Origin of the sequence: Duganella sp. S19_KUP01_CR8, assembly GCF_036688705.1 — a bacterium.
GTDB lineage: Bacteria > Pseudomonadota > Gammaproteobacteria > Burkholderiales > Burkholderiaceae_D > Rugamonas.
In genome coordinates, this window is record NZ_JAQQPR010000001.1 from 174,877 (window position 1) to 201,821 (window position 26,945).

General features: G+C 63.5%; 21 protein-coding genes. 14 read left to right on the forward strand and 7 right to left on the reverse strand.

From position 1 onward, the window contains the following. Positions 1–3: 3 nt before the first annotated feature. The 8 genes from xdhB to V6M89_RS00875 all read left to right on the forward strand — a co-directional run bounded on the left by xdhB (position 4) and on the right by V6M89_RS00875 (position 13,530). The gene (gene xdhB, locus V6M89_RS00840) at positions 4–2,337 is read left to right on the forward strand and encodes a xanthine dehydrogenase molybdopterin binding subunit (RefSeq protein ID WP_332851378.1); all 2,334 of its coding nucleotides are present in this window, start codon (positions 4–6) and stop codon (positions 2,335–2,337) included. A gap of 10 nt (positions 2,338–2,347) precedes the next feature. Next, the gene (xdhC, locus tag V6M89_RS00845; RefSeq protein WP_332851379.1) at positions 2,348–3,478 is read left to right on the forward strand and encodes a xanthine dehydrogenase accessory protein XdhC; all 1,131 of its coding nucleotides are present in this window, start codon (positions 2,348–2,350) and stop codon (positions 3,476–3,478) included. Between the two features lie 28 nt (positions 3,479–3,506). Then, positions 3,507–4,814, forward strand: a complete 1,308-nt coding sequence (guaD, locus tag V6M89_RS00850; RefSeq protein WP_332851380.1) for a guanine deaminase — start codon at positions 3,507–3,509, stop codon at positions 4,812–4,814. A 17-nt stretch (positions 4,815–4,831) separates the two neighbouring features. Further along, positions 4,832–6,307 (forward strand): adenosine deaminase family protein, encoded by a 1,476-nt coding sequence (locus V6M89_RS00855; protein WP_332851381.1) that lies wholly within the window; start codon positions 4,832–4,834, stop codon positions 6,305–6,307. 608 nt (positions 6,308–6,915) lie between these two features. Further along, positions 6,916–9,309 carry a TonB-dependent receptor gene (locus V6M89_RS00860; RefSeq protein ID WP_332851382.1) on the forward strand — a complete coding sequence of 798 codons (2,394 nt, stop codon included), beginning with the start codon at positions 6,916–6,918 and terminating at the stop codon, positions 9,307–9,309. Positions 9,310–9,497: 188 nt separating this feature from the next. After that, on the forward strand, positions 9,498–11,219 hold the full coding sequence (locus V6M89_RS00865; protein WP_332851383.1) for a bifunctional metallophosphatase/5'-nucleotidase: 1,722 nt from the start codon (positions 9,498–9,500) through the stop codon (positions 11,217–11,219). 8 nt (positions 11,220–11,227) lie between these two features. After that, positions 11,228–12,454 (forward strand): phospholipase D-like domain-containing protein, encoded by a 1,227-nt coding sequence (locus V6M89_RS00870; protein ID WP_332851384.1) that lies wholly within the window; start codon positions 11,228–11,230, stop codon positions 12,452–12,454. Continuing rightward, on the forward strand, positions 12,451–13,530 hold the full coding sequence (locus tag V6M89_RS00875) for a S1/P1 nuclease (protein WP_332851385.1): 1,080 nt from the start codon (positions 12,451–12,453) through the stop codon (positions 13,528–13,530). Before V6M89_RS00870 ends, V6M89_RS00875 begins: the two co-directional genes overlap by 4 nt. Positions 13,531–13,536: 6 nt before the next feature. On the opposite strand, the gene V6M89_RS00880 is transcribed toward V6M89_RS00875, so the two are convergent. Then, positions 13,537–14,445: a hypothetical protein gene (locus V6M89_RS00880; protein WP_332851386.1), complete on the reverse strand. Its 909-nt coding sequence runs from the start codon at positions 14,443–14,445 to the stop codon at positions 13,537–13,539. A gap of 183 nt (positions 14,446–14,628) precedes the next feature. On the opposite strand from V6M89_RS00880, the gene V6M89_RS00885 reads away from it, so the two are divergent. The 4 genes from V6M89_RS00885 (at position 14,629) to V6M89_RS00900 (ending at position 18,821) form a co-directional block, all read left to right on the forward strand. Further along, on the forward strand, positions 14,629–15,429 hold the full coding sequence (locus V6M89_RS00885) for a TorF family putative porin (RefSeq protein ID WP_332851387.1): 801 nt from the start codon (positions 14,629–14,631) through the stop codon (positions 15,427–15,429). Positions 15,430–15,448: 19 nt separating this feature from the next. Then, entirely contained in the window at positions 15,449–17,596 is a 2,148-nt protein-coding gene (locus V6M89_RS00890) for a methyl-accepting chemotaxis protein (RefSeq protein ID WP_332851388.1), read from the forward strand. A gap of 115 nt (positions 17,597–17,711) precedes the next feature. Beyond that, complete coding sequence (locus V6M89_RS00895) at positions 17,712–18,281, forward strand: hypothetical protein (RefSeq protein ID WP_332851389.1); 570 nt, start codon at positions 17,712–17,714, stop codon at positions 18,279–18,281. Between the two features lie 9 nt (positions 18,282–18,290). Then, a complete protein-coding gene (locus V6M89_RS00900; protein WP_332851390.1) occupies positions 18,291–18,821 on the forward strand; it encodes a phospholipase D family nuclease in 531 nt (176 codons plus the stop codon). A 3-nt stretch (positions 18,822–18,824) separates the two neighbouring features. Here the strand turns inward: V6M89_RS00900 and V6M89_RS00905 are convergent, their stop codons facing one another. Beyond that, the gene (locus tag V6M89_RS00905) at positions 18,825–19,595 is read right to left on the reverse strand and encodes a DeoR/GlpR family DNA-binding transcription regulator (protein ID WP_332851558.1); all 771 of its coding nucleotides are present in this window, start codon (positions 19,593–19,595) and stop codon (positions 18,825–18,827) included. Positions 19,596–19,671: 76 nt separating this feature from the next. Between V6M89_RS00905 and V6M89_RS00910 the strand changes: the two genes are divergently transcribed. Both V6M89_RS00910 and V6M89_RS00915 read left to right on the forward strand, forming a co-directional pair. Then, positions 19,672–20,247: an NUDIX domain-containing protein gene (locus V6M89_RS00910; protein WP_332851391.1), complete on the forward strand. Its 576-nt coding sequence runs from the start codon at positions 19,672–19,674 to the stop codon at positions 20,245–20,247. A gap of 10 nt (positions 20,248–20,257) precedes the next feature. Continuing rightward, positions 20,258–20,617, forward strand: a complete 360-nt coding sequence (locus V6M89_RS00915) for a c-type cytochrome (RefSeq protein ID WP_332851392.1) — start codon at positions 20,258–20,260, stop codon at positions 20,615–20,617. Here the strand turns inward: V6M89_RS00915 and V6M89_RS00920 are convergent, their stop codons facing one another. From V6M89_RS00920 to tal, 5 genes are all read right to left on the reverse strand, one after another. Beyond that, positions 20,618–21,589: an ABC transporter permease gene (locus V6M89_RS00920; RefSeq protein WP_332851393.1), complete on the reverse strand. Its 972-nt coding sequence runs from the start codon at positions 21,587–21,589 to the stop codon at positions 20,618–20,620. A gap of 7 nt (positions 21,590–21,596) precedes the next feature. Next, positions 21,597–22,676, reverse strand: coding sequence for an ABC transporter permease (locus V6M89_RS00925; RefSeq protein WP_332851394.1), 1,080 nt, complete (start codon positions 22,674–22,676; stop codon positions 21,597–21,599). Continuing rightward, positions 22,673–24,202, reverse strand: a complete 1,530-nt coding sequence (locus V6M89_RS00930) for an ABC transporter ATP-binding protein (protein ID WP_332851395.1) — start codon at positions 24,200–24,202, stop codon at positions 22,673–22,675. Before V6M89_RS00930 ends, V6M89_RS00925 begins: the two co-directional genes overlap by 4 nt. Before the next feature lie 88 nt (positions 24,203–24,290). Next, positions 24,291–25,286, reverse strand: coding sequence for a BMP family lipoprotein (locus V6M89_RS00935; RefSeq protein ID WP_332851396.1), 996 nt, complete (start codon positions 25,284–25,286; stop codon positions 24,291–24,293). Between the two features lie 120 nt (positions 25,287–25,406). Next, positions 25,407–26,498, reverse strand: coding sequence for a transaldolase (tal, locus tag V6M89_RS00940; protein ID WP_332851397.1), 1,092 nt, complete (start codon positions 26,496–26,498; stop codon positions 25,407–25,409). Between the last annotated feature and the right edge of the window lie 447 nt (positions 26,499–26,945).

Here is a 26,945-nt window from a genome sequence, read left to right on the forward strand (position 1 = left end):
ATCATGAATCAACCAGTCGCTCCCTCGCTGCTCGCCGCGCAAGCGTGGAAGGCGGTCGGCGTCGCCCGTCCGCACGAATCGGCCGAGCTGCACGTGCTCGGCCAGGCCACCTACACCGACGATATCCCTGAGCTGCAAGGCACGCTGCATGCGGCGCTGGGCCTGTCGTCCAAGGCCCATGCGCGCATCAACGCGATGGACCTGGCGCCGGTGCGCAATTCGCCCGGCGTAATGGCGGTCTACACCGCTGAAGACATCGTTGGCACCAACGATTGCGGTCCCATCATCCATGACGATCCTATCCTGAGCGCGGGCGAGGTGATGTATGTCGGCCAGCCGATCTTCATCGTCGTCGCCGATACCCACGACAACGCCCGCCGCGCCGCGCGCCGCGCCGTGATCGGTTACGACGAACTGCCGGCTATCTTCACGCCGCAGGAAGCCAAGGCCGCGCAGTCGTATGTGCTGCCGCCGATGCATCTGAAGCGTGGCGATTATCAGACGGCGTTCGAGCAGGCGCCCAACGTGGTCAAGGGCCAGCTGTTTGTCGGCGGTCAGGAGCAGTTTTACCTGGAAGGCCAGGTCGCCTACGCGATTCCGAAGGAAGACCACGGCATGCTGGTGCAGTGTTCGACGCAGCACCCTAGCGAGATGCAGCACGTGGTGGCGCATGCGCTTGGCGTGCATGCGCACAAGGTGCTGGTTGAATGCCGCCGCATGGGCGGTGGCTTCGGCGGCAAGGAGTCGCAATCGGCGTTGTGGGCAGCTTCGGCCAGCATCGCTGCGGCCAAGCTGCGCCGCCCGGTCAAGCTGCGCGCCGACCGCGACGACGACATGCTCGTCACCGGCAAGCGCCATTGCTTCTTCTACGAATACGAAGTCGGCTACGACGACAGCGGCAAGATCCTCGCCGCCAAGGTCGACATGACTTTGCGTTCCGGCTTCTCGGCGGATTTGTCCGGCCCTGTGGCCACGCGCGCGGTCTGCCACTTCGATAACACCTACTATCTGTCGGACGTGGATATCCGCGCCGGCTGCGGCAAGACCAACACCCAGTCGAATACCGCTTTCCGCGGCTTCGGCGGCCCGCAGGGTGCGATCGCCATCGAATATATCGTCGACGAAATCGCCCGCAACCTGGGACGCGATGCGCTGGATATCCGCCGCCTGAATTTCTACGGCAAGACCGAGCGCAATGTCACGCCGTACGGCCAGGAGATCGTCGACAACGTGATCGAGGCGCTGACGGCGGAGCTGGAGCAGACCAGCGAATACCGCGCCCGCCGTGCGGCTGTCGAAGCCTACAACGCCACCAGTCCGGTGCTTAAGAAAGGGCTGGCGTTGACGCCGCTGAAGTTCGGCATCGCCTTCAACGTCACGCACCTGAACCAGGCAGGCGCGTTGGTGCATGTGTATGTGGACGGCTCGGTGCTGGTCAATCACGGCGGCACGGAGATGGGGCAGGGTATCAACACCAAGGTGATGCAGGTGGTGGCGCATGAACTGGGTCTCGACCTGGATCACGTGCGCGCCACGGCCACGGATACCAGCAAGGTCGCCAACACTTCGGCGACGGCCGCCTCCACCGGCGCCGACTTGAACGGCAAGGCGGCGCAGGATGCCGCGCGCCAGATCCGTGAACGCCTGACAGCCTTTGCCATCAAGCTGTATGGCGACGAGGACGGCGTGCCGGTGCAGTTCTTCAACAACGCCGTGCATGTGAACGGCCATGTGGTGCCGTTCGCTGAGCTGGTGCAAAAGGCCTATCTGGCGCGGGTGCAGCTGTGGTCTGACGGCTTCTACGCCACGCCGGGCCTGCACTGGGATCCGAAGACGATGAACGGGCATCCATTCTCGTACTATGCCTACGGCGCTGCGGTCTCCGAAGTAGTGGTCGATACGCTGACCGGCGAATGGAAGCTGCTGCGCGCGGATGCCTTGTACGACGCCGGCCGCTCGCTCAATCCCGCCATCGACCTTGGTCAGGTGGAAGGCGCCTTCATACAGGGCATGGGATGGCTGACCACCGAGCAGCTGTGGTGGAACCCGGCCGGCAAGCTGATGACGCATGCGCCATCGACTTACAAGATCCCCGGCGTGTCCGACTGCCCGGAGGACTTCCGCGTGCGGCTGTTCGACAACGGCAACGTCGAGGACAGCATCCACCGCTCCAAGGCCGTCGGCGAGCCGCCGCTGCTGCTGCCGTTTTCGGTGTTCTTCGCGATTCGCGATGCGATTTCCGCTGTCGGCGGGCACCGCGTCAATCCGCCGCTGAACGCTCCGGCGACCAGCGAGGAGATCCTGCGCGCCGTGGCTGCCGTGGAAATGGCAGCCTGAGGATATCGACATGAACGAGTGGCTGACAACTGTGATGGCGGAACCGGCGGTGCTGGTGACGGTGGCGATCGTCGAGGGCTCCGGCCCGCGCGAACCCGGCGCCCGCATGCTGGTCACGGCTGGCGGCCAGGTCGACACCATCGGCGGCGGCCATCTGGAGATGTGCGCGGTCGATGTCGGCCGCAGCATGCTGAAAAGCGCCGCCAAGACAGGCGAGGGTGTGCATGCACGGCTGGAGCGGTACGCGCTCGGTCCGTCACTGGGCCAGTGCTGCGGCGGAGTCGTGCACCTTGCGTTTGAGTTGATCGATACTGCATTGGCCGACGTGATGGCCAGCCTGCGCAAGCGCTGGCGCGAGGACAGCTGGCGACTCAGCGCCATCGACGGCACGCCGGTCTCGCTGCTGCTGGACGCCAGCGGCGCGGTCGTCGCCGGCACAGGCACAGGCACGAGCGCCGGTTCCGGCCCGCGCTCCGACTTCGACTTCGTCGGCGGCGCCGCCATCTTCGGCCCCGCTTATCCATCGGTCGATCGCCAACGCGGCACCCACATCCTGCGTGATACCGCAGGCCGCCGCTGGCTGGCCGATCTCTGCCTGGCTCCGCGTTCGCATTTGCTGCTGTTCGGCGCCGGCCATGTCGGCGCGGCCATCGTCCGCATGCTGGGCGAGCTGCCGTGCACCGTCACCTGGGTCGACGAGCGCGAGGACATGTTCCCGGCTACGATACCCGCCAACGTCACCGTCGAAGCCACCGACGCACCTGAAGCATTGGTGGCCGCCGCCCCCGCCGGTGCAAGCTATCTGGTGATGACCCACAGCCACGCGCTGGATCAACTGCTCAGCGAAGCAATCCTGGCCCGCGCCGACGTCAGCTGGTTCGGCCTGATCGGCTCTAAGACCAAGCGCGTGCAGTTCGAGCGCCGCATGGCCGCGCGCGGCCTGCCGGAGGAGCGCATCGCCGCCATGGTCTGCCCGATCGGCATCGCCGGCATCACCAACAAGCTGCCCGCCGCGATTGCCGCCTCTGTCTGCGCGCAACTGCTGATGGTGTGGGAGGCGCAGCAAATCGCCGCCCTCGAAACTGACGCACGCAATGGGCAAACCCCAATCGCGCCGGTGCGCCTGGTCGCTTCGCGCTAGAATCAGCACTCCTCTTCAGGACATCGCCATGCCTAACAACTTGCAAGCCTACCGCGGCAGCTTGCTGCACTTTGTCGCCGATCCGGCGTTCAGCGCGCAGTCCCACGAATGGCATGAAGACGGCCTGCTGATCGTCGCCGACGGCAAGGTGCAGGCGGCCGGCGACTACGCCGCGCTGCGCGCCACGCTGCCGCCAGGGACCGAGCTGCACGACTACAGCGGCAAGCTGCTGATGCCCGGCTTTATCGACACCCACGTGCACTATCCGCAGACCGACATGATCGCCTCGCCGTCGGAAGGCCTGCTGCCCTGGCTGGAAACCTACACCTTCCCGACCGAGCGGCAGTTCGAAGACCCGGCTCATGCCGCCGGCGTGGCCGACTTCTTCCTCGACGAGCTGCTCCGCTGCGGCACCACCACCGCCATGGTCTACTGCACCGTGCACCCGCAGTCGGTGGACGCCTTCTTCGCCGCCAGCGAGCAGCGCGGCCTGCGCATGGTGGCGGGGAAGGTGATGATGGACCGGAACTGCCCCGAGTTCCTGCGCGACACCGCCGAATCCAGCGCCCGCGACACCGAGGCGCTGATCCAGCGCTGGCACAAGCGCGGCCGCGCGCTGTACGCGATCACGCCGCGCTTCGCGCCCACCTCCACCGGGGAACAGCTGCAACTGGCGGGCGAGCTGGCGCGCGCCTATCCGGACACCTACATCCAGACCCACGTGTCCGAGAACGAGGCCGAATGCGCGTGGGTGCGCGAGCTGTTCCCCAATTCGCGCAGCTACATCGACGTCTACGACGGCTACGGCATGCTGCGGCCGCGCGCCATGTACGGCCACTGCATCTGGCTCAATGAACAGGACCGCGTCCGCATGGCGCAAACGCAGTCGGCCGCCGCCATCTGCCCGACCTCCAACCTGTTCCTCGGCAGCGGCCTGTTCGACTTCGAACGCGCCGACCAGGCGGGCTTGCTGCTGTCGCTGGCGACCGATGTGGGCGGCGGCACTTCATTCTCGATGTTGCAAACGATGAATGAAGCCTATAAAGTAGCGCGACTGAAGGGCAGTTACCTGCCGGCCTTGCGGATGTTCTACCTGGCTACCCTGGGCGCCGCCCGCAGCATGCAGCTGGACGGCACGATCGGCAATTTCGCCGCCGGAGCCGAGGCGGATTTCATCGTGCTCGATCCGCAGGCCACGCCGCTGCTGCAACGACGGACCGCGCGCGGTGAGAGCCTGGAAGAACTGCTGTTCGCGCTGGCCCTGCTGGGCGACGACCGCGCGGTGGCGGCGACCTGGTCGGCCGGCCGCCAGGTGCATGCCCGCGTAATGACTTAATTCACATTGGAAGACACATGCAAAAAAATATCGCCAGCCTGAAGGCCGCCGCCATTGCCGCCGCCCTGTTCTGCGCCTTGCCGCACGGCGCGCAAGCGGCCAGCAACGAGGAGATCACCAAGCGCCAGTTCGCCGCGCTGGTCTCGGGCCCGGAGCCAAAGACGGCCGAGCTGACGATGTTCCTGACCATGATGCCCAAGGGCGGCGACCTGCACCACCACTATTCGGGCGCGATCTACGCCGAGCAGTACCTGGAGTGGGTGGACAAGGAAGGCTTTTGCGTCAACAAGGTCACCTACCAGATCGACACCAACAAGGCCGACACCACCGCCGAGCAGGCCAAGCCGCTGGCCGACCGCGTCTGCCTGTCCGGCCAGGACGTGATGAACAATAACACCGTGCTGGCCAACCTGTTGCAGCGCTGGTCCGACAAGGACTTCTACAACCACGGCGCGCTGCAGTCGCCGCCGGACCGCCAGTTCTTCGACACCTTCGGCTACTTCAACGCGGTGGCCTCGACCAATGCGGCGGACGGCCTGCATCGCCTGAAGCAGCGCGCCATCCAGGAAAACCTGAGCTACATCGAGACCATCTACGAGATCGCGCCGATGGCGCAAGACGCCGCGTTCGACCAGAAGGCCGCCGCCGGCGGCATCACCGACGCCGACCTGGCCGGCTACGCCGCCACGCTGGACACCAACGGCGCCTTCCAGGGCTGGATCAGCGCCTACCTGAAAAATGTCGACACCGCCGGCGCCGGCATCGACGACGCCAACTTCACGCTGCGCTACCAGCCGTTCGCGCTGCGCTTCCTGACGCCGTCGCAGGTGTTTTCGCAGATGGTGTCGAGCTTCAAGCTGGCGCTGTCGAATCCGAAAATCGTCGGCGTCAACATCGTCGGCCAGGAGAGCGTCTACGTCTCGATGCACGACTATGCGCTGCACATGCAGATGTATAAATTCCTGAAAGCCAGGCATCCAAGCGTGAAACTGGCGCTGCATGCGGGCGAGCTGGCGCTGGGCGTGGTGCCGCCGGAAGGCTTGACCTTCCACATCAAGGACGCCATCGACGTCGCCGGCGCCAGCCGCATCGGCCACGGCATCGACATCGCCCACGAGACCGACTCGCTGGCGATCATGAAAAAAATGCACGACAAGCAGATCGCCGTCGAGGTCAACCTGACCAGCAACCAGTTCATCCTGGGCGTCAAGGGCGAAGCCCATCCGGTCACCCTGTACCGCAAATACGGTGTGCCGTTCGTGCTGTCGACCGACGATGCCGGCGTGTCGCGCAACAACCTGTCCGGCGAGTACGTGCTGTACGCCGCCCGCTACAAGCCGGACTACGCCGAGATTAAGAAATTGTCCTACGACAGCATCCGCTATTCCTTCCTGGCTGATGCTGATAAACAACGTTTATTGACGGTATTGAACGGTAAATTCGCCAAATTCGAAGCCGCCATCGCCGCCGCGCCGGTCGCCAAGGGCCGCTGAGCACGGCTCCACGGCCGGCCCCAGGCGGCCGTGGATGTTGCGCTGCCGCGACGAGAGTATTAGTGTTACTTATCTAAATTCCCCTTCGGGCCGCCTGCCGGGCGGCTTGTCATCTTTGTCATACTCTGCTGAAGTGTGGCAACATTGCGACAAAATCAGGCTGCTACGCACCAGTTTTGCGCATTTCCCGAGTGAAAATATTTCAAGTGGTGCAGGGGCCACTATAATGCTCCCCTTAAAGATGCCGCTCCGCTTACCGAGTGGAACCTGCGCGGTTCAGCGCCCCATTTATATCGCTTTCGTATAAATTCCTAAAGTAAATCGTATTTGTCACACATTTTTTGCTGATGCATAGTTGTTTGAGATGCTTCAAAGCTGTCAATTTTGTTGGCGTTTTGAGGGTGTTGCATGCAAATGTCAGTCAGGCAAGATCATGACATTCTGATCAACTGACCGCTTGTCATGTTGATGAAATATTTACTGGTTACAATTTTGTGATGTCATGGGCACATTGTGTCAAGAATGTGACCGCAGGCCATAAGCCCGCCCGGTCCAGAGGCATCGCTAGAACACAATAAATTTTTTTACATAAACTGGGAGTTCCCTTAATGCAATCCGCCGTTAAACACAATCCGACGCTACGTCTGAGCCTGGTCGCTCTGGCCTGCCAGATGGTCTGCATGGGTGCCGCGTTCGCACAGTCCGACGCCGCCCCTGCCGCCAAGCCAGCCACCGAAACCGTGACCATCACCGGCCGTAAAGTCGGTATGGGCCTGATGGTGCAGGAAGATGTGCCAAAAGCACGCTCGACCGTTACCGCCGAGGAACTGGCGAAACAGCGTCCTACCGGTAACGCCTACGACGCCCTGGCCCTGCTGCCAGCGGTGAACACCTACAGCTACGACGCGACCGGCCTGTTCGGCGGCGGTCTGACCCTGCGCGGCTTCAACAGCGACCAGATCGGTGCGACCATTAACGGCGTCCCAGTGAATGACTCGGGTAACTTCGCCGTGTTCCCACAAGAATACGTCGACCAGGAAAACACCTGCACCACCTTCGTGACCCAGGGTTCGACCGACGTCGACTCCCCGCAAGTTGGCGCCACCGGTGGTAACTTCGGCATCACCACCTGCGAACCAGAAGACAAGCAGCGCTTCCGCATCGCCCAGACCCTGGGTACGCTGAGCATGTTCAAAACCTATATGCGCTACGACACCGGCCGCTTCTGGGACAACAAGGCCAAGGTCTTCGTCTCGGTATCGCAAGCCAAGTCGGACAAGTGGAAAGGCGCCGGCGAAGCCAATCGCAAGCACATGGACATCGGCTTCAACTACGACTGGGATCGCTTCAACTACATCCACGGTACCGTGTTGTATAACCGCGCCGTCAACAACAACTTCAGCACCTTCAACCTGGCTGACCTGGCGAAGAACGGTTACCACTACGACTACAGCACCACCTTCATCGGCCACGCACCAGCGAGCCCAGGCAAGGCTGTAAGCGATCCGGCACAGAACAACGCCGACTCCTTCTACAAGCTGTCGCTGAACCCGTTCGAGAACGTGATTGCTTCGGCAACCGCCAAGTTCCGCATCGGCGAAAACACCGACATCAAGTTCCTGCCTTACTTCTGGTACGGCTACGGCACCGGCGGCGTGCAGCAGAAGCTGCAACAGGAAAATGCTTTCCTGAACCCGGCCACCGGCAAATTCGTCGGCCAGGACTTGAACGGCGACGGCGACACCCTGGACAAAGTCTGGGTGTACAGCGGTTCGATCACCCGTACCCAGCGTCCGGGCGCTTCGGTTTCCGTGACCCACAACTGGGACAACCACCAGATCCTGGCGGGCTTCTGGTATGAGCGCGCTACCCACAAGCAAACCGGCCCGATGGAAAAAATCGGCGCCAACGGCGAGCCTACCGACATCTGGCTGCGTGATGGCCTGGTCACCCGTCCTGACGGTTCGCTGTACGAATCGCGCAACTGGAAAAGCATCTCGACCGCCTTCCAGGCGTTCATCCAGGACACCGCCACCTTCATGGACGACAAGCTGACCGTCAACGTAGGCCTGCGTAGCCCGCACGTCAAGCGCGACTTCACCAACTACGCCAACGAAGGCAACAGCCAGACCGCGCCGAACTCGGGCGTCACCTACAACTACAACAAGACCTACTCGACCTTGCTGCCACAGTTGGGCCTGCGCTATCGCATCACCAACGACGACCAGCTGTTCGCCAGCCTGGCCAAGAACATGAAGGCGCCACCTAACTTCGTGTACTCGACCACCAACGGCAACCTGTCGCTGATCAACAATCTGCCGACCCTGCTGGGCGATGTGCGTCAAGAAACCTCGATGAACCTGGACATGGGCTACCGTCACCAGACGACCGCCATCACCACCCAGGCCACCATCTTCTTCAGCGACTTCAAGGATCGCCAGGCAACCGCCTTCGACCCGAACTCGCAAACCTCCACGCTGACCAACGTCGGCAAGGTGAAGAACAAGGGCTTCGAAGTTGAAGCGGGTAACACCCCGGTCAACGGCTGGTCGTTCTACGCTTCGCTGGGTTACAGCAGCAGCGAGATCCAGGAAAACCTGCAAGCCGGCAAGGGCATCTACCTGCCAACCAAGGGCAACCAGTTCCCACTGACCCCGAAATGGAAAGGCGGCCTGTCGGCTTCGTACGAGACCAACAGCTGGTACACCCGTCTGAAAGCCAAAGTCACCAGCACCCAGCAGGCGACCCTGGCCAACGACGAACTGGTTCCTGGCTACACCACCGTCGACTTCGACGCTGGCTACCAGTTCCCAAGCGGCCAGTTCTTCAAGAATCCGAAGCTGACCCTGAACGTGTCGAACCTGCTGGATCGCGAATACCGCAATCCATCGTCGCAGTCGGTGACCAACGCCACCGCCTACCCAGGCGTGACCGCGAAGGGTGTGTTCTACTACCTGGGCGCTCCACGCGCTGTGTCGGCTACGCTGCGCGTCGACTTCTAAGTTAAGATACCGGTCTGGCGCACGCACTCTTGTGTACGTGCCAGACCTGATCTGACCGGCAGGCCTTCGGGCCTGTTGTCGTTTTCGGGCCGGATTGTTCGTCGATCCGGCCATATGCGAGCGCCGCGCGCGACGTTCGCATATGGCCGCCGCCATCAGGGCGGCTGCCGAATTCGGAGTAACGTTAGATGAGCAAGTTTCCCCTGCCGGCGCGCGCGCTGCGGCCCGTGCTGACGTGCGGCGCGGCGCTGGTCCTGTCTTCCTGCGCCTGGTTCAAGCCGGCGCTGCCTCCCGGCGTGGCGCAAGTCGAGTTGGTCACGCTGAACGATTTCCACGGCAATATCGAAGCGAGCAAATACGTGCTCGACAGCGCCTATGCATCCGGCGAACGCACCGTCATCGCCGGCGGCATCGACACGCTGGGCGCGGCGCTGCAGGCGTGGCGCAAGCAGGATCCCGAGCTGCTGCTGGTCGGCGCCGGCGACTTGATCGGCGCCAGTCCGGCGATCTCGTCGATGTGGGCCGACGAGCCGACCATCGGCGCGATGGACTTGCTGGGCCTGCGCGCCAGCTCGGTCGGCAACCATGAATTCGACGCCGGCCGCGTCGAGCTGCTGCGCCAGCAGCAGGGCGGCTGCAAATCGCCGCGCGCCGACAAGGCCTGCAAATTCGAGAACCCCTACGGCGGCGCGCAGTTCCAGTACCTGGCCGCCAACGTCATCGACATGGTGACCAAAAAACCGCTGCTGCCGGCCTACAAGATCGAGCAGGCACACGGCGTCAAGATCGGCTTCATCGGCGCGGTGCTGCGCGAGGCCACCGAGAAGGCGCCGGCCTCCGGCATCGCCGGCCTGGACTTCGCCGACGAGGCGGACGCCATCAATCGCCAGCTGCCGGAACTGCGCAAGCAGGGCGTGGGCGTGTTCGTGGTGCTGATCCACCAGGGCGGCCGCACCGTTGATAAATTCGACCAGCAGGAATGCAGCCATCTGAAGGGCCCGATCGTCGATGTGGTCAAGCGTCTCGATCCGGCGATCCGGCTGGTGATCAGCGGCCACTCGCACCGCGGCTACCTGTGCCGCGTGGACGGCCGCCTGGTGACGCAGTCCGACATGGGCGGCCACGTGATGTCGCGCATCCGCCTGACCGTCGATACCGCCAGCAATACGCTGCGCGATGTCAGCGCCAAGCAGGAAGTGATGATCCCCGGTACCTGGCCGGCCAATCCGGCGCTGGACGCCTACCTGAAAAAAGTCCGCGACCGCAGCGCCAGCGCGCTGGCGCGTCCGGTGGCGGCGCTGGCCGTGCCGAGCGTGCCGCGTGAAAAGCAGGATGACGGCGAATCGGCATTGGGCGACCTGGTCACCGACGCCACGCTGGCGGCGGGCCGCCCTTACGGCGCGCAGATCGCCTTCGTCAACAACGGCTCGCTGCGACATGACCTCGACACCAGCGCCGGCAACCGCGTCAACGTCGGCCAGTTGCTGGCGGCTTTGCCGTACACGAATTCGCTGGTGGTGATGAACCTGCGCGGCTCGCAGATCCGCGAACTGCTGGAGCAGCAGTGGAGCGGCGGCCGTGATATCACGCGCGGCCTGCTGCAAGTGTCGGATGGTTTCAGCTACGCCTGGGATCCGCGCCGCGGCGAAGGCGGTAAAGTGCTGCCCGACAGCCTGAAGCTGAACGGCCTGCCGATCGAGAACGGCACCGTCTACCGCGTGGTGGTCAACAACTTCCTGGCCGAGGGCGGCGATGCCTTCCCGGCCTTCACGCTGGGTGGCAACCGCGCCGAGACCAATATCCGCGACATCGACGCCCTGACCGATTACTTGACCCAGCGCGAGCAGTATGGCAAGCCGGCCGGCCGCAGCGAAACACAGGGCCGCATCAAGCGCCTGCAACAACCCTAGGAGTCACCATGCGTCGCGTTTTACTTTCCGTTTTGCTGCCAGCCCTGCTGGCGTCGGCCGTCCCTGCGCGCGCCGAGTTTTCGATCCCCGGTTTTGAACTGGTGCAGACCGCGCCAGTGGAAACGCCGCTGCACAGCAGCGACCTGCGCGACGCCGCCACCGTCTGGAGCGAGTTGTTCGACGGCGCCAAAAGCGAGATCGTGCTGGGCCAGTTTTATGTGGTCGGCCATGAGGGCAGCGTCTTCAACAAAGTGGTGGAGCGTCTGGCGGCCGCCGGCAAGCGCGGCGTCAAGATCCGCTTCCTGCTGGACCAGAAGGGCGTGGGCCTGTCGGACAAGGCCACCATCGAACAGCTCAAGGCGATACCGAACCTGGAACTGCGCATCATCGATTTCAACAAGCTGACCGGCAACGGCATCCTGCACGCCAAGTACATGGTGGTCGACGGCGCCAGCGCCTACATCGGCAGCCAGAACTTCGACTGGCGCTCGTTCGAGCATATCCACGAGACCGGCCTGCGCATCACCGATGCGAAGATCGTCGGCCAGGTGCTGGCGGTGTTCAACCAGGACTGGCGCGCGCAGGCGATCGCCGCGCAGGGCCAGGTGGCGCCGGCGCTGAACGTCAAGGCGACCACGCCGGACATCCATCAAGGCGCCTTCCTGCTGTCCAGCCCTAACCAGTTCAACCCGGCCGGCGTCGGCGATTCCGAAGCGGGCCTGCCGGCGCTGCTGGCCGAAGCCAGGAACGAGGTGCGGGTGCAGTTGCTGGACTACGCGCCGCTGAGCTATGGCCCGAAAGGCACGCGTCCTTACTATGCCGTGATCGACAACGCGGTGCGCGCCGCCGCCAACCGCGGCGTCAAGATCAAGTTGATGGTGTCGAACTGGAACCTGGAAGAACTGCCGCAGGTCTACCTGAAAAGCCTGGCCGTGCTGCCCAACGTGGAGATCCGCGTGGTCACGCTGCCGACCGCCAGCAGCGGCTTCATTCCGTTCGCGCGCGTCATCCACAGCAAGACCATGGTGATCGACAACCAGGTGGCCTGGGTCGGCACCAGCAACTGGAGCGGCGGCTACTTTGATTTGTCGCGCAACCTGGAAGTGGTGATGCGCAACGAGAAGATGGCGCAGCGCCTGGCCGCGCTGCACGAACAGACCTGGAGCTCGCCATATGCGCAGCCCCTGGACATCAACAAAAAATACGCCAAACCGGCCAAGGGCAGCCCTGAATGAACAAGCTTGTTTTAACCGTGGCGCTGAGCGGCGCCTTCATCTCCTTCAACGCCCACGCATGGGGCAATGACGGCCACCGCGCCGTCGGCGCCATCGCCGACCAGCTGATCCAGGGCAGCAATGCCGAGCAGCGCGTGAAGGCCTTGCTGCTGCCGGGCGAGAGCCTGGAAAAAGTCTCCATCTGGGCCGACTGCGTCAAGGGCACGTATTGCGGCCCGCAGAGCGATGAGATGGTGGCCTACGTGGCCGCCAATCCGCAGCACAGCGAATACCACTACACCGACGTGCCGTTCCAGAATCCGCACTACCACGATCACGATGCCGGCACCGCCGACAACGATATCGTGCAGACGCTCAAGCAGTGCATCGCCACCTTGCAGGGCAAGGGCGACAAGATCAGCAACCCGCACGGCTTCACGCCGCGCCAGGCGCTGTTGATCCTGACCCATCTGGCCGGCGACGTGGTGCAGCCGCTGCACGTGGGCGCGGCGTTCGTGGACAAGAACGGCGCCTTCGTGGTGCCGCAGAAGCAGGCGCAGATCGACGCGGTCAATATGTTCGACGCGCGCGGCGGCAACAACCTGCTGCTGGACGATATCAAGTTAAGCGCCAACAGCGCGCAGCTGATCCCGGCCGCGCCGCCGGAAACCAAGGTGACCTCGCAGGCCCCTGCATCTGGCACGCCGCCGCGCGCGCCGCAGACCACGCGTCCCTTCCATTCGTATTGGGACACCACGGTGGTCAACTATGTGTTCCGCCGCGTCGGTGCGCGTTCGCCTCAGGAGTTTGCGCAGCTGGCCATCGCCGGCAAGCCGACAGTTATCGCCAACAGCGGCGATGCTATCAGCTGGCCGTATGCCTGGGCCGACCAGTCGCTGGCCGTGGCCAAGCTGGCGCACGCCGGCGTGACGGCTGGCGCCATCGGCCAGCAGACCAGCAAGACCGGCGAAGTTTATAACGTGTGGGCGTTGACGGTGCCGGACGATTATCCGGTTCCCAGTTCCGCCGCCGCCAAGACGCAGCTGATCCAGGGCGGCTACAACCTGGCCGCCGTGCTCAAGGCGATCTGGCCATAAGGGCGACTATTTTCCGGTGAGGGGATTGAACCACAGTTCGCCGCGCGCCAGCGGCGTCTGCGGCGTCAGCTTGGGATTGGCGAGGTTGATCACGCGGCGCTTGTGCATGGCCGTGTTCTTGATCAGGTCTGCCTTGTAGCGCTGGAACAGGGTGTTCAGCGTACCGTCCTTGATCATCATCTCCATGCCGGTCTCGATGCGCTTGGCCAGCAGCCTGCCCTCGGCATCGCGCCGCAGGAAGAAGTAGCGCGGCAGCGGATAGTGCAGCAGCAGCGTTTGTTCCACCGCCATCTGCGGATGCGAGGCGCTGCGTTCCTTGAATTCGCGCAGCGCTTCGTCGGCGGAGCGCGAATAGAAATCGAAGCGGTCCGCTTCCAGCATGGCGAACAGGCCGTCGTAGCTGCTGCCTTCCACCACCGGCACGCCGGCTTTTTCGAATATGGGAATGTCGGCCCAGCCCTGGCCCAGGCCGGCGCGCAGGCGGCGCAGGTCGGCGACGGTCTTGATGCCGGCGAAGCGCTGCTGGTCTGCGCCGCGTATCAGCAGCAGCCGGTAGCCCAGCAGGCCGCGGTCGACGGGCAGGCGCACCGGCAGAAACTCGCGTTCCAGCTCGGGCGAGGTGGCGCGCACGAAGATGTTGATGCGTCCCGACGGCGACGACATCTCCTGCACCACGCGCGGCGGCGACATCGCCACCTTCGATTGGTGCTGTTCGAATACGCCGTAGCGCGGCGCTGTCTTTTCCAGCGCCGCCCGCAGTACCGCCCAATCGTAGTCGTAGCGGCTGTCGATGCCGTCGCTGGTGAGCGGATAGGTGAGGTGGGTCGCGGCCCATGCCGGAGCCGCAACCACGCAGGCCGCCAGCAGCAGCGCACTCCACGCCCTGCGCACTCCATCGCCGATGTTCCGCTTCATGCTGCCCGCACCTCGTAAAACGGTTAGTGTGCCATGTCCAATGACGCGCCGCCAAATTTCTCAGTGCGGTTGACTTGGGCGCGCCAATCCGCCTATGCTAGAGGCGTGCTAGAACCCGGCCCAACCCCCGCCGTCCCATCAGGTCAATCACCTGTTCCATAACGCAGTCGGAGGTGTCGAAGTATGAAGCATGCATTTTGCATAAGCATTGCCAGCGCGCTGGCTTTCGCGGCCACAGCGCCGGCGCAGGCCCAGAGCGCGGCCGATCCTGCGCCGCCCGCAGCGTCCCCCGCAGCGTCACCATTCACCGCCAACGTCACGCTGGCATCGCAATATATCTCGCGCGGCTTCCGCCAGACCTGGGGCAAGCCCGCGCTGCAAGGCGGTTTCGATTACGCCGGGCCGAACGGCTTTTCCGCCGGCACCTGGCTCTCCAACGTCAGCAACCGTTTCGTTGAAAACGGCTCGCTGGAATGGGACATCTACGGCGCCTATGGCGGCACGGCCGGCGATGTCGGATACAGCGCCGGCGTCTACTACTACAAATATCCGGGCGCCGAGATACGCGCCACCCGCACCACCTACGACTACGCCGAACTGGCGCTGGGGCTGACCTACAAGTTCGTCTATGCCAAATACAACTACACGGTGACCAAGGAATTCTTCGGCATCGAGAATGCGCGCGGCACCGGCTATCTCGATCTGGGCGCGAACGTGGAACTGGGTGACGGCTACACGCTCAACCTGCACTTCGGCCATGGTCGCGTGGCCAACAACAGCATGTGGAGCTGGCGCGACTACAAGGCCGGCGTGACCAAGACGCTGGCGCCGGGATGGGCTGTTTCGGCGGCCTACACCAAGGCGCATGGCAAGACCAGCGCCTACGATAACTACACGCTGGGCATCCCCAATTCCGCCGGCGTGATCGAGACGTCGAATCCCGCCGACGGCACGCTGGTGCTGGCGCTGACGCGAACGTTCTGATTCTTTTTCCGGGCCCTCCATGACCACAGCCTTTTCTACCTCGTCCTCTTCGCCGGGTTCGCGTTCGCGTTTCGGCATTTCCCTTTCATTGAACGGCAAGATCTGCGCGGCCGCTACTGCGCTGGTGGTGCTCAGCCTCGGCGTGACGGCCACCGTCATCGGCATCCGCAGCAGCGCCAGCGCCGAAGCGGCGGCGATGAACCTGGCCCGCACTTCGGCACGCGAAGTGGCGGGCGCGCTACAGGCACGCATCGTTGGTAATTTGTCTGCGGTGGTCAACCTGGGCGGCGCCATGCGCGGCACGCGCGCAGCCAACCAGGCGCTCGCGCGCGACCAGATCAACGAGATGGTCAAGGCCACGCTGCTTGGATCGGAAGACTTGATCGGCGCCGCCGTCACTTGGGAACCGAATGCGCTGGACGGCAAGGACGCCGACTTCGCCGGCAAGGCGCCGCTGTACGACGCCACCGGTCGCTTCATGCCTTACTGGACCCGCGCCAGCGGCGGCGGCACCCATGTCGAACCGATCGTGTTCGACAGCGCGCCCGGCGCCAACGACTGGTACGACATCCCCAAGCGCAGCGGCAAGGTGTTGTTCACCGAGCCGTACATCTATCCGGTGGACGGCAAGCCGACGTTGATGGCGTCGCTGGTGGCGCCGATTATGATCGAAGGTAAATTCCAGGGCACCGCCAGCGCCGACTTCATGCTGACGCGCCTGACCAAGATCCTCACCGAATTGAAAGTGATCGATGGCGCCAGGCTGAGTCTCATCTCCAACGGCGGCCTGTACGCCAGCAATCCCGTCGCAGAAAAGCTGGGCAAGAAGGCGGACGATGTGCCAGCCGCCGGCCTGGATCGCGTGCGTCAGGGACAGGCATATGAATACGAAGAGCAGGGCCAGGTGCATCTGCTGCAACCGCTGTTCATCCATGGCGAAACTGGTCCATGGTCGGTGCAGCTGACCTTCCCGAAAAGCGTGGCGCTGGCGCCGGCGCGCGAGCTGCTGTTGTACACGCTGATCGTGTCGCTGGTGTGCGCGGTGGTGGCGGCGCTGGTGCTGATCACGGTGCTGTTCCGCCTGACCGCGCCGTTGCGCACGCTGGCTTCGCGCATGACTGCGCTCTCCAGCGGCGATGCGGACCTGAGCGTGAAGCTGGAAGTGAACGGCAACGACGAGCTGGCGGTGATCGGCAACGGCTTCAATCAATTCGTTGGCAATATCCACGACGTGCTGGTGCAGGTGAGCGACAGCGCGGAGAACGTGGCGCGCGGCAGTGCCGAGATCTCGCACGGGAATAGCGACCTGTCGGCGCGTACCGAGCAGCAGGCCAGCGCGCTGGAGGAAACGGCGGCGTCGGTCGAGGAGCTGACCAGCACCGTCAAGGAGAATGCGGAGAACGCGCGCCAGGCCAACCAGCTGGCCGGATCGGCTTCGGATGTAGCGGAGCGTAGCGGCGCCGTGGTGTCGCAGGTGGTGGCGACGATGGCGTCGATTAACGATTCGTCTAAAAAGATCGTCGACATCATCAGCGTCATCGACGGCATCGCGTTCCAGACCAATATCCTCGCGTTGAATGCGGCGGTCGAGGCGGCGCGTGCCGGCGAGCAGGGACGCGGCTTTGCGGTGGTGGCGTCGGAAGTGCGCAACCTGGCGCAGCGCAGCGCGGCGGCGGCCAAGGAGATCAAGATGCTGATCGACGATTCGGTCGGCAAGGTGGCGGTCGGCAGCCGTTTGGTGGACGAGGCGGGCAGCACGATGGACGAAGTGGTGTCCAGCGTGCGCCGCGTGACGGCGATCATGAGCGAGATCACGGTCGCCACGGCGGAGCAGAGCGAAGGCATCTCGCAGGTCAACCAGGCCATCGTGCAGATGGACGGCGTGACGCAGCAGAACGCGGCGCTGGTGGAGGAGGCCGCGGCTGCGGCGGAGAGCTTGCAGGAGCAGGCCGCGCATCTGGCGCAAGCGGTCAGCGTGTTCAAGCTGGATCGCAGGGCAGCGCCGGCGGCACATGCAGCACCGCGAACACCGGCGCCTGTTGCCGCCCTTGCGCCTGCGCGCAAGAGCGTGGCTGCGCCGGCCGTTCGCCCGCCAGCGCCTCAGCGTGCGGCCATCGCCAAGTCCAAGCCTGCATCCAAGGCCGACAGCGAGTGGGAAGAGTTCTAGTCAATGTACCGCAGGCCGGGCGCTTTGGTACTGTGGCGGAGCGCTAGCGACAAAACGCCCGCCGCGCATGGGGATAGCTGATACATTTGCAAAATTGCAAATGTTTGGAGATCCCATGAAGCGCATTCTTATTGCCTCGCTGTCCTTGGTGCTGATGTCGGCGGCGTCGGCGCAGCAGCGCGACACCGATCCCTTGGCGCCGCTGACGAAGTGCTTCAGCGGCACATGGTTCCGCGTTGGCTCCACGGACCGGTTGCCTGCAACGACAAAGTGGCGCATGGTGGAAGTCCGTGACGGCAAGGCCAAGGTGTCGATGGACGACGGCTACCGCCTGATGCTTTACACGGACGGTCCCAACCCGGTGGTGAATCTGAAGATCGAACGTGCGGCGCCGGGCCGCATCGTCGAGGACCGCGCGGCCATCGTCGCCCAGATGCAGTACCTGGTGGAGCACAATCCCAAGGGCTCCGCGATACTCGATATGGCGGAGCAGGGCAGCATTGAGCACCTGACGGTGCGCAAGAACGCTTTGGACGGCCACGGCATCGCCAACGTTGAAACGCTGATCCAGCAGCGCACCGGCACCGTCGCCACCGCCTACCTGATCGACACCAACTCCGCCGGCTTCGATGCCTTGCGCACGGACTTCCTTGCGCTGCTTGCTGCATGCATCGAGAAGCAATAGACTGGACGGATGAGAAAAAACATCGTCATTCTGGCGCTTGCCCTGGCAACTGCGCCTGTCATCGAAGCAGCCGCGCAGACGCAAGCGCCGGCGATCGAGAACGCGTTCGCTCCTGATGCGGGAGGTGAGGCTTTGGTCTTGAAGGTGATCGACGCGGCGACTTCAAAAATCAGGCTGGCCGCCTATTCCTTCAATTCACCGCACGTGGTGCAGGCGCTGCTCAACGCGAAGAAGCGCGGCGTGGACATCAAGGTGATGGTGGATGCGCGGCGCAATCAGCGGCCCGCCAGCATTGCGGCGCTGCGCCCTCTGGTCAACGCAGGCATCCCGACGCGAACGGTCGCGGTGTACGCCATGCATCACGACAAATACATCGTCGTCGATGACCGCACCGTGCAGAATGGCAGCTTCAATTACAGCAAGGACGCCGCCACGTCGAACAGCGAAAACGTGCTCGTGGTGTGGGACAACCCGCAATTGGCGAAGTCCTTTCTGGATCACTGGGAAGACCGCTGGGCAAAAGGTGTCGACTACAAGTAGGCCTTACTGCGCCTGTATTACCTCGATGCCCAGCTCGCGGTAGGGCGCCAGCAGCCGCGCCGATACGCCGGCGTTCACCACGATCGCGCCGATGCGCTCCAGCGGCGCGATCTGGAATGGCGATGCGGTGTCGAGTTTTTCCGGCGACGCCAGCACCACCGTTTTCACGGAAGCCGCCGCGATGGCGTGCTTGATCCCTGCCTCATCGTGGTCGCCGGTGCTGATGCCGTGCTGCGGATGCAAGCTGCACACGCCCATGAAAAAGATGTCGGTGCGGATTTGCGCAATGGCCTCCAGCGCGGACGGCCCCATCGCCACGATGGAGTGCTTGAACAGGCGGCCGCCGATCAGGATCACCTCAATTAAAGGATGTTCGGCCAGCTCCACCGCCACGCTCGGGCTGTGCGTGACGACGGTGCAGCGCAGCTCCGGCGGCAGCGCGCGCGCCAGCTGGACGGCGGTGGTGCCGCCGTCGATGAACACTACCTGGCCGGGCGCGATCATGGCCGCCGCGGCGCGCGCGATGGCGGGCTTGGCGTCGCTGGAAAGCTGCTGGCGCTGGGCGAAGTTGGCCATCGCCGGCGAGGGGGGAAGGTAGAGCGGCAGCGCGCCGCCGTGCACGCGTTGCAGCAGGCCTTCGGTGGCCAGCTCGCGCAGGTCGCGGCGGATGGTGTCTTCCGATAGCCCCAGCTCCTCGCTGAGGGATTTGGCGACGATCTGGCCGTCCTGTTTCAGGCGGGCGATCAGCAGTTCTTTGCGTTGACGTGTCAGCATATGCATGAATTTTCTTGATGTTGCACGATATTGCATGATATCGTAAAAAAACGCAACCTTGATCAAGGAGATCGACATGCCCGAAGACCGCATCCGCATCCAGAAAGTGGAAACCTTGTCCGACGACTGGTTCCTGCTGCAAAAGACCACCTTTGACTACCGTCGCAACGACGGCAGCTGGCAGCGCCAGACGCGCGAGACCTATGACCGGGGCCACGGCGCCACCATCCTGCTGTATAACCGCGAGCGGCGCACGGTGGTGCTGGTGCGGCAGTTCCGTTTTCCGACCTACGGCAACGGCCATGACGGCTTCCTGATCGAAGCCGCTGCCGGATTGCTGGACCAGGCCAGCCCGGAGGACCGCATCAAGGCCGAGGTGGAAGAGGAAACCGGCTATCGCGTGGGCGAGGTGCGCAAGGTGTTCGAGGCCTTCATGAGTCCCGGCTCGGTGACGGAGCGCCTGTATTTCTTCGTCGCCGAATACGACCCGAGTTCGCGCATCGGCGATGGCGGCGGCATCGAGGAAGAGGGCGAGGACATCGAAGTGCTGGAGCTGGCGATGGATGAAGCCATGCAGATGATGGCCGACGGCCGCATCGCCGACGGCAAGACCATCATGCTGCTCCAATACGCCGCGCTGCAGCTGCTGTAAAGTGACAGGCATGAAGACATACTTTTTGCTGGTGCTGCTGGCGGCTGGCCAGGTCGCAGCGGCGGGCGACGCCAAGGTCGGCGAGGCGCTGTTCAAGCGCTGCGCCTCCTGCCATCAGGTCGGGCCTTACGCGCAGGGCGGCTTCGGGCCGCAGCTGAATGGCATCATCGGCCGGCGCGCGGCGTCGACCAAGGACTACAAGTACTCGGAAGCGATGAGGAAGTCGGGACTGGTGTGGGATGAGAAAACGCTGGCCGCATATCTGCGCGCGCCGCACGATGTGGTGCCGGGGACCAGCATGCGTTTTTGGGGAATCAAGGATGAACAGCAGGTCGCCGACCTGCTGTCTTTCATGCGGACGCTGAAGTAATCAGCGGGACTTCACGAACGGCGTACCCAGCGCTTTCGGCGCCACCGACTTGGCCATCAGGCCTGCCAGCACGATCACGGTGACCACGTAAGGCACCATCTGGATCAGCGAGCCTGGCAGGCGGCCGACCAGCGGCAGGTCCACGCCTTCGATCTGGATCTGCACCGCGCCGAAGAAGCCGAACATCAGGCAGCCGAGGAAGGTGTACACCGGACGCCAGTTACCGAACACCATCGCCGTCAACGCCAGATAACCTGCACCGGCCGACATATCACGCAGGAAGAAGCCGCTCTGCACGATCGCCAGGTAAGCGCCCGAGAACGAGCACAGGATGCCCGCGATCAGCATCGCCATGTAGCGCTGGCGCTCGACGCTGACGCCGGCCGCATCGGCCGCATGCGGGTTCTCGCCGCAGGCGCGCAGGCGCAGGCCGAAGCGCGTGTGATACAGCACCCAGTGCACCAGCGGCACCAGCGCGAACGCCAGGTACACCAGCACCGAATGACCGCCGATCAGATGCGCGTACAGCCAGCCGATGAACGGTATGCCTTCCACGGCGGCGCTGCCCGGCAGCACCACGTCGAACAAACGCGCCTGGCCCAGGTCCGGCGTGCGGCCGCCCTGCTGGAAGAAGAATTGCGCGACCACGAAGGTCAGGCCGCTCATGGCGATGTTGATCGCGATGCCGGCCACCAGCTGGTTGCCCTTTTGGGTAATCGCGACGTAGGCTTGCAGCGTCGCCAGCAGGATCGATACCAGCATGCCGGCGGCCACGCCGTACCAAGGGTTCTGCGTGGCGAAGGCGACCGCCGCCGAGACGAAGGCCGAGGCCAGGATCTTGCCTTCGAGGCCGATGTCGATCACGCCCGAACGTTCGGCGAACAGGCCGGCCATGCCGGCGAAAATCAGCACCGGCGCATTGCGCACGGTGGACACCAGGATGCTGCCGATTTGGAGGTCTTCAAAAGTCATGACAGTCTCACTTGGTCCGTTTGATCAGGGCGGCAATGGCGGGAGCGTAGAAGTTTTCCATCGCGCCGCAGAACAGGATGATCAAGCCCTGGATGAAGATGAAGGTCTCAGGCGGTATGTTCTGCTTTTCCAGCGACAGGTCGAAGCCACCCTGGATCAGCGCGCCGAACAGCACGGCCGACAGGAAGATCCCCACTGGATGCTGCCGTCCCATCAGCGCGATCGCGATGCCGACGAAGCCCGCGCCGCCGACGAAGTTCAGCGACAGGTAGTGGGTCGAACCCATGATGGAGTTGACCGAACCCAGGCCGGCCAGCGCGCCCGAGATCAGCATCACGGTGATGATCATCTTGCTGATGCGGACGCCCGCATAGTGCGCCGCATGCTTGTTCAAGCCGGTGGCGCGCAGCTTGAAGCCCCACGAGGAACGCGACACCATCACGCCGTAGATCACCAGCGCGATGATCGCCAGGAAGAAGCTGATGTTCAGCGGCGTCTCACCCAGCACCGGGAACCACTGGTTCAGGCGCGGCATTTCGGCGGCGGCGCTGAAGGCGCGGCTGGCCGGATTCTGCTCGCCCACCGGCACCAGGTATTTGACGATCACGGTGTTCATCAACGCGCCGGCGATGTAGTTGAACATGATGGTGGTCACCACCACATGGCTGCCGCGCTTCGCTTGCAGGTAGCCGGGCAGGAAAGCCCACAGCGCGCCAAACAGCGCCGCGCCCAGCATGCCGATCGGGATCAGCACCCACATCGGCAGCGAGCTGTCGAAGGTCAGCATGGCCAGGGTCAGGCCCAGGCCGGCGAAGTACATCTGGCCTTCGGCGCCGATGTTGAACAGGCCGGCCTGCATGGCGATCGAAACCGCCAGGCCGGTGAAGATGAAGGTCGAGGCGTAGAACAGCGTGTAGCTCAAGCCTTCCGGATTGATGACGGCGCTGTTGATCAGGATGCCCATCGATTCGACCGGGCTTTCGCCCAGCAGATAGATCACCAGCGCGGCCACCAGCAGGGCCGACAACAGGTTCAGGACGGGCATTACAAACGCGGTAGCCCAGCGTGGCAGGTCGTGGTTATTCATGATTTGTGCATCCCGCCCATCAGCAAGCCGATACGGGTCGTGTCGAATTCTTCAATTTTCAGTTCGCCGGTGATGCGGCCGCCGCACATGACCAGGATACGGTCCGCCAGCGCGCGCACTTCTTCCAGCTCCACGGAGACCAGCAGGATCGCCACGCCGGAGTCGCGCAAGGCGAGCAGCTGCGTGTGGATGCTTTCGATGGTGCCGATGTCGACCCCGCGCGTCGGCTGGCCGACCAGCATCAGCTTCGGCTGCGCCAGCACTTCGCGGGCGATCACCACCTTCTGCTGGTTGCCGCCGGAGAGCAGGCCGATACGCAGGTCATGGTTGTTGGGGCGGACGTCGAAGTTCTGCATCAGCTGCGCGCAGCGCGCGGCGATGGCCTTGAAGTCGAACAGGCCCCAGCGGTTTTTCAGCTTGTCCTGGTAGCCGAGGATGGTGTTGTGCATGACCGAGAAGGCCTTCACCACGCCGTCGCGCAGACGGTCTTCCGGGATGTGGGCAATGCCCAGGTCGCGGAAGGTGCGCGGCAGGCCGTCGGCATCCGAGCGGCCGCCGAACGGCAGCGCCTTGCCCAGGAAGTCCAGCTTGCCGGAGGTCGGCAGGCGCATGCCCGACAGGATTTCCATCAACTCGCTCTGGCCGTTGCCGGACACGCCGGCTATCGCGACGATCTCGCCGGCCCGCAGCGTGAAGCCGATGTCGGCCAGCAGCTTGACCTGCTGCTCGTCCTGCAGTTGCAGGTTCTCGACGTGCAGCACCGGCGCGCCCGGGTTGTACGGCTTGCGCGGCAGGTTGTTTTCGATCGGACGGCCGACCATCATATTGGCCAGGTCTTCCTTGGTGGTGCCGGCGGTCGCCACGGCGCCGATCACGCGGCCGCCGCGCATCACGGTGACGGTGTCGGTGATGTCGAGGATCTCCTGCAGCTTGTGCGTGATCAGGATGATGGTCTTGCCCTGTTCCTTGAACAGGCGCAGGATCTCGAACAGCGACTCGGTCTCCTGCGCGGTCAGCACGGCGGTCGGCTCGTCCAGGATCAGGATGTTGGCGCTGCGGTAGATCTGCTTGAGGATCTCCACGCGCTGCTGCGCGCCCACAGACAGGTCGTGGATGGTGGCCAGCGGATCGACGTCGAGCCGGTAGCGGGTGCAGATCTCGCGCAGCTGTGCCTCGACGGCGGCGCGCTTGGACTTCAGCTGGAAGCCGCCTTCGCTGCCCAGCATCACGTTATCGAGCACGGTCATGTTCTCGACCAGCATGAAGTGCTGGTGCACCATGCCGATGCCCAGCGTGATCGCTTCCTGGCTGTTGCGGATGTTGCGCGCCTGGCCATCGAGCAGGATCTCCCCGCCGTCGGCGCGGTAGTATCCGTACAGGATGCTCATCAGGGTCGATTTGCCGGCGCCGTTCTCGCCCACCAGGCCGTGGATCGAACCCTTGGCGATGGTGAAGTTGACGTCCGTGTTCGCTTTGACGGCTCCGAAATGTTTGGAGATGCCGCGAAATTCTACTGCTGGCTGCATAGGATCGTTTTCGGTGCGGTTAAATACAATGTTAAACGCGCCGCATGGGGAAGACCCCACGGCGGCGCGCTCAATGTTCAAACGGGTATCAGGCCGGGCAGGCAGCGCCCGAACGGATGTCGATGACTTTTACTTTGCCGTCGATGATGTCCTTGCGGGCACCAATGACGCGCTTTTCGATTTCCGGCGTGATCAGCTTGCGGTTGTTCTCGTCCAGCGCCCAATCGACGCCGCCTTCTTTCAGGCCCTTGGCGGTGACGCCGGCCTTCCAGGTGCCGGCCTTCATCTGCATGAAGGACTCGTAGACCGCGTTGTCCACGCGCTTGACCATGGAGGTCAGGATGCTGCCCGGGTACAGGCTGTTCTGGTTGGAGTCGACGCCGATCGCCAGCTTGCCTTTTTCCTTGGCGGTTTGCAGCGTGCCCAGGCCCGAACCGCCGGCCACGGCAAACACCACGTCGACGCCGCGGTCGAATTGCGAGCGCGCCAGTTCGCCGCCCTTGGCCGGGTTGTTCCACGAGTCGGAGGTGGTGCCGACCATGTTGTTGCTGACTTCAATTTTCGGATTGACCGCCTTGGCGCCCTGGGCGTAGCCGCAGGCGAAGGTGCGGATCAGCGGGATGTCGACGCCGCCGATGAAGCCCAGCTTCTTCGACTTGGAAGCCATGGCCGCGGCCACGCCCACCAGGTAGGAGCCTTCTTCTTCCTTGAAGGTGATGGAGTTGACGTTGGCGCCTTGCGCCACGCCGTCGATCAGCACGAAGCGGACTTTCGGGAATTCCTTGGCGACCTTCTGCACGGCTGCCTGCTGGGCGAAGCCGATCGAGGCGATCAGGTCCAGGTTCTTGCGGGCCAGGCCGCGCAGCACCTGTTCGGCCTGGGTGTCGCTGGAGGCTTGCACCTCGATGAAATTGATGTTGGTTTCCTTCTTGAAGCGCGAGGCGCCTTCAAAAGCGGACTGGTTGAACGACTTGTCGAACTTGCCGCCTGCGTCATACACGATACCCAGTTTTGGGTCAGCCGCGGACGCGCTGGCAGCGATAAACAGTGCTGCAACCGTCAAACTAAGTTGTGAAAGTTTCATGAATAGGCTCCTGGAAGATCGATATTGTATATTTTTATTGGACGAAACATGTAAGTTGGCGGCGGTTTATCGCTGCAAACCCCTGATTTTTAGAGGTTTGCCTCGGGGTTTGCCGGCGTTTTACGCCGTCAGCGCCAGTAGTTTGTCAAAAGCTTGTTCAAATTGCAGCAAGCCGGCGGTCAGCAACTGCTGGCCCACCGTTTCCAGATCGATGCCGTGGCGCGCCAGTTGGGCCATCACGGCACGGTCTGCGTCGATGTCGGCGTCCAGCAGCGTGGCCACCGCCTCGCCGTGGTCGCGGAAGGCGGCCAGCGTGGCGTCGGGCACGGTGTTGATGGTGTGCGGGCCGATCAGGCCTTCGACGTAGCGCACGTCGCGCTGGTCCGGGTGCTTGGTGGCGGTGCTGGCCCACAGCAGCCACTGCGGCGTGGCGCCGAAGGCGGCGAACACGGCGAAGCCGCCGTCGTTCTTCCAGTCGTGGTAGGCGATGCGTGCGGCGGTCATGGCGGCACGGCCACGCAGGGCGACGGCGCTGCTGTCGGCCGAATTTTCCAGCAGGGCGTCGACGGCGACGTCGATGCGGCTGATGAAGACGCTGGCGACGCTGGCGATGCGCTGCACCGAGGCGGTGTCCTGCAGGCGGCGCGCCAGGCCGCGGCGGTGGGCGGCGCGCACCGCGTGGATCTGGCTGGCGGTGAAGATCAGCGTCATGTTGACGTTGATGCCGGCGTAGATCACTTCCTCCAGCGCGGCGATGCCGGCCGGCGTGGCCGGGATCTTGATCATCACGTTAGGCCGGGCGATGGCGGCCCACAGGCGCTTGGCGGCGGCGATGGTGCCTTCGATGTCGTGGCTCAGGCGCGGCGACACTTCAAAGCTGACAAAGCCGGCGCGGCCGTCGGAATCGCGGTATAGCGGCGCGAACAGGTCGCAGGCGCGCTGCACGTCCGGCAGCACCAGCGCTTCGAAGCGCGCTTCCGGCGTCGCCAGCGCGCTGCGCAGCTGCGGCAGGGCGGCCTGGTAGGCGGGGTCGTGCTGGATGGCGTGGTAGAAGATCGCCGGGTTGGACGTCAGGCCCTGGATGCCGTCGGCGGCGATCAGCTCCGCCAGCTGGCCGGAGGCGAGCAGGTTGCGGCTCAGGTTGTCGAGCCAGATTTGTTGTCCCAGGTCGCCGACCGCGCGCAGGCGGCTGTGTTCGAGCATGTTATTCATCTACATCTTCCGTCCAAGATTGTGTCCTGGCGACCAGTGCCGGGGACAGTGCTGGGGTTCATGTCGCACTGCCGCAACAGTTAGTGCCGAATTTAATATTTTTGTGCTGTTGCTTTTTTGTCCGTTTGGAAAAATTTCCTGCTTGTTGGATAAATAATTTTCCGCATAAACCGGGGCTTTCGAGACATTCGGCTTTGACTTGGAAATCAACAATTTACCTGCAAGCGGGGTGGTTGTCCCGTGCCTGGCGGCCTGTTTTGGAGGCCGTCCACTACTATGCATCAGCGTGGATATGTACGGCAAATTCGATTTTATTTAGCTATTTATATAAAATTGATATGAATCGAATCACTCAGAAAGTGAGTTTCTGTCATTTTTTTCCATGCTAGCATGGTTGGTAGTTTGCATATTCTTATGCGAAACATAGTAGTTCCGATACATTTTTAC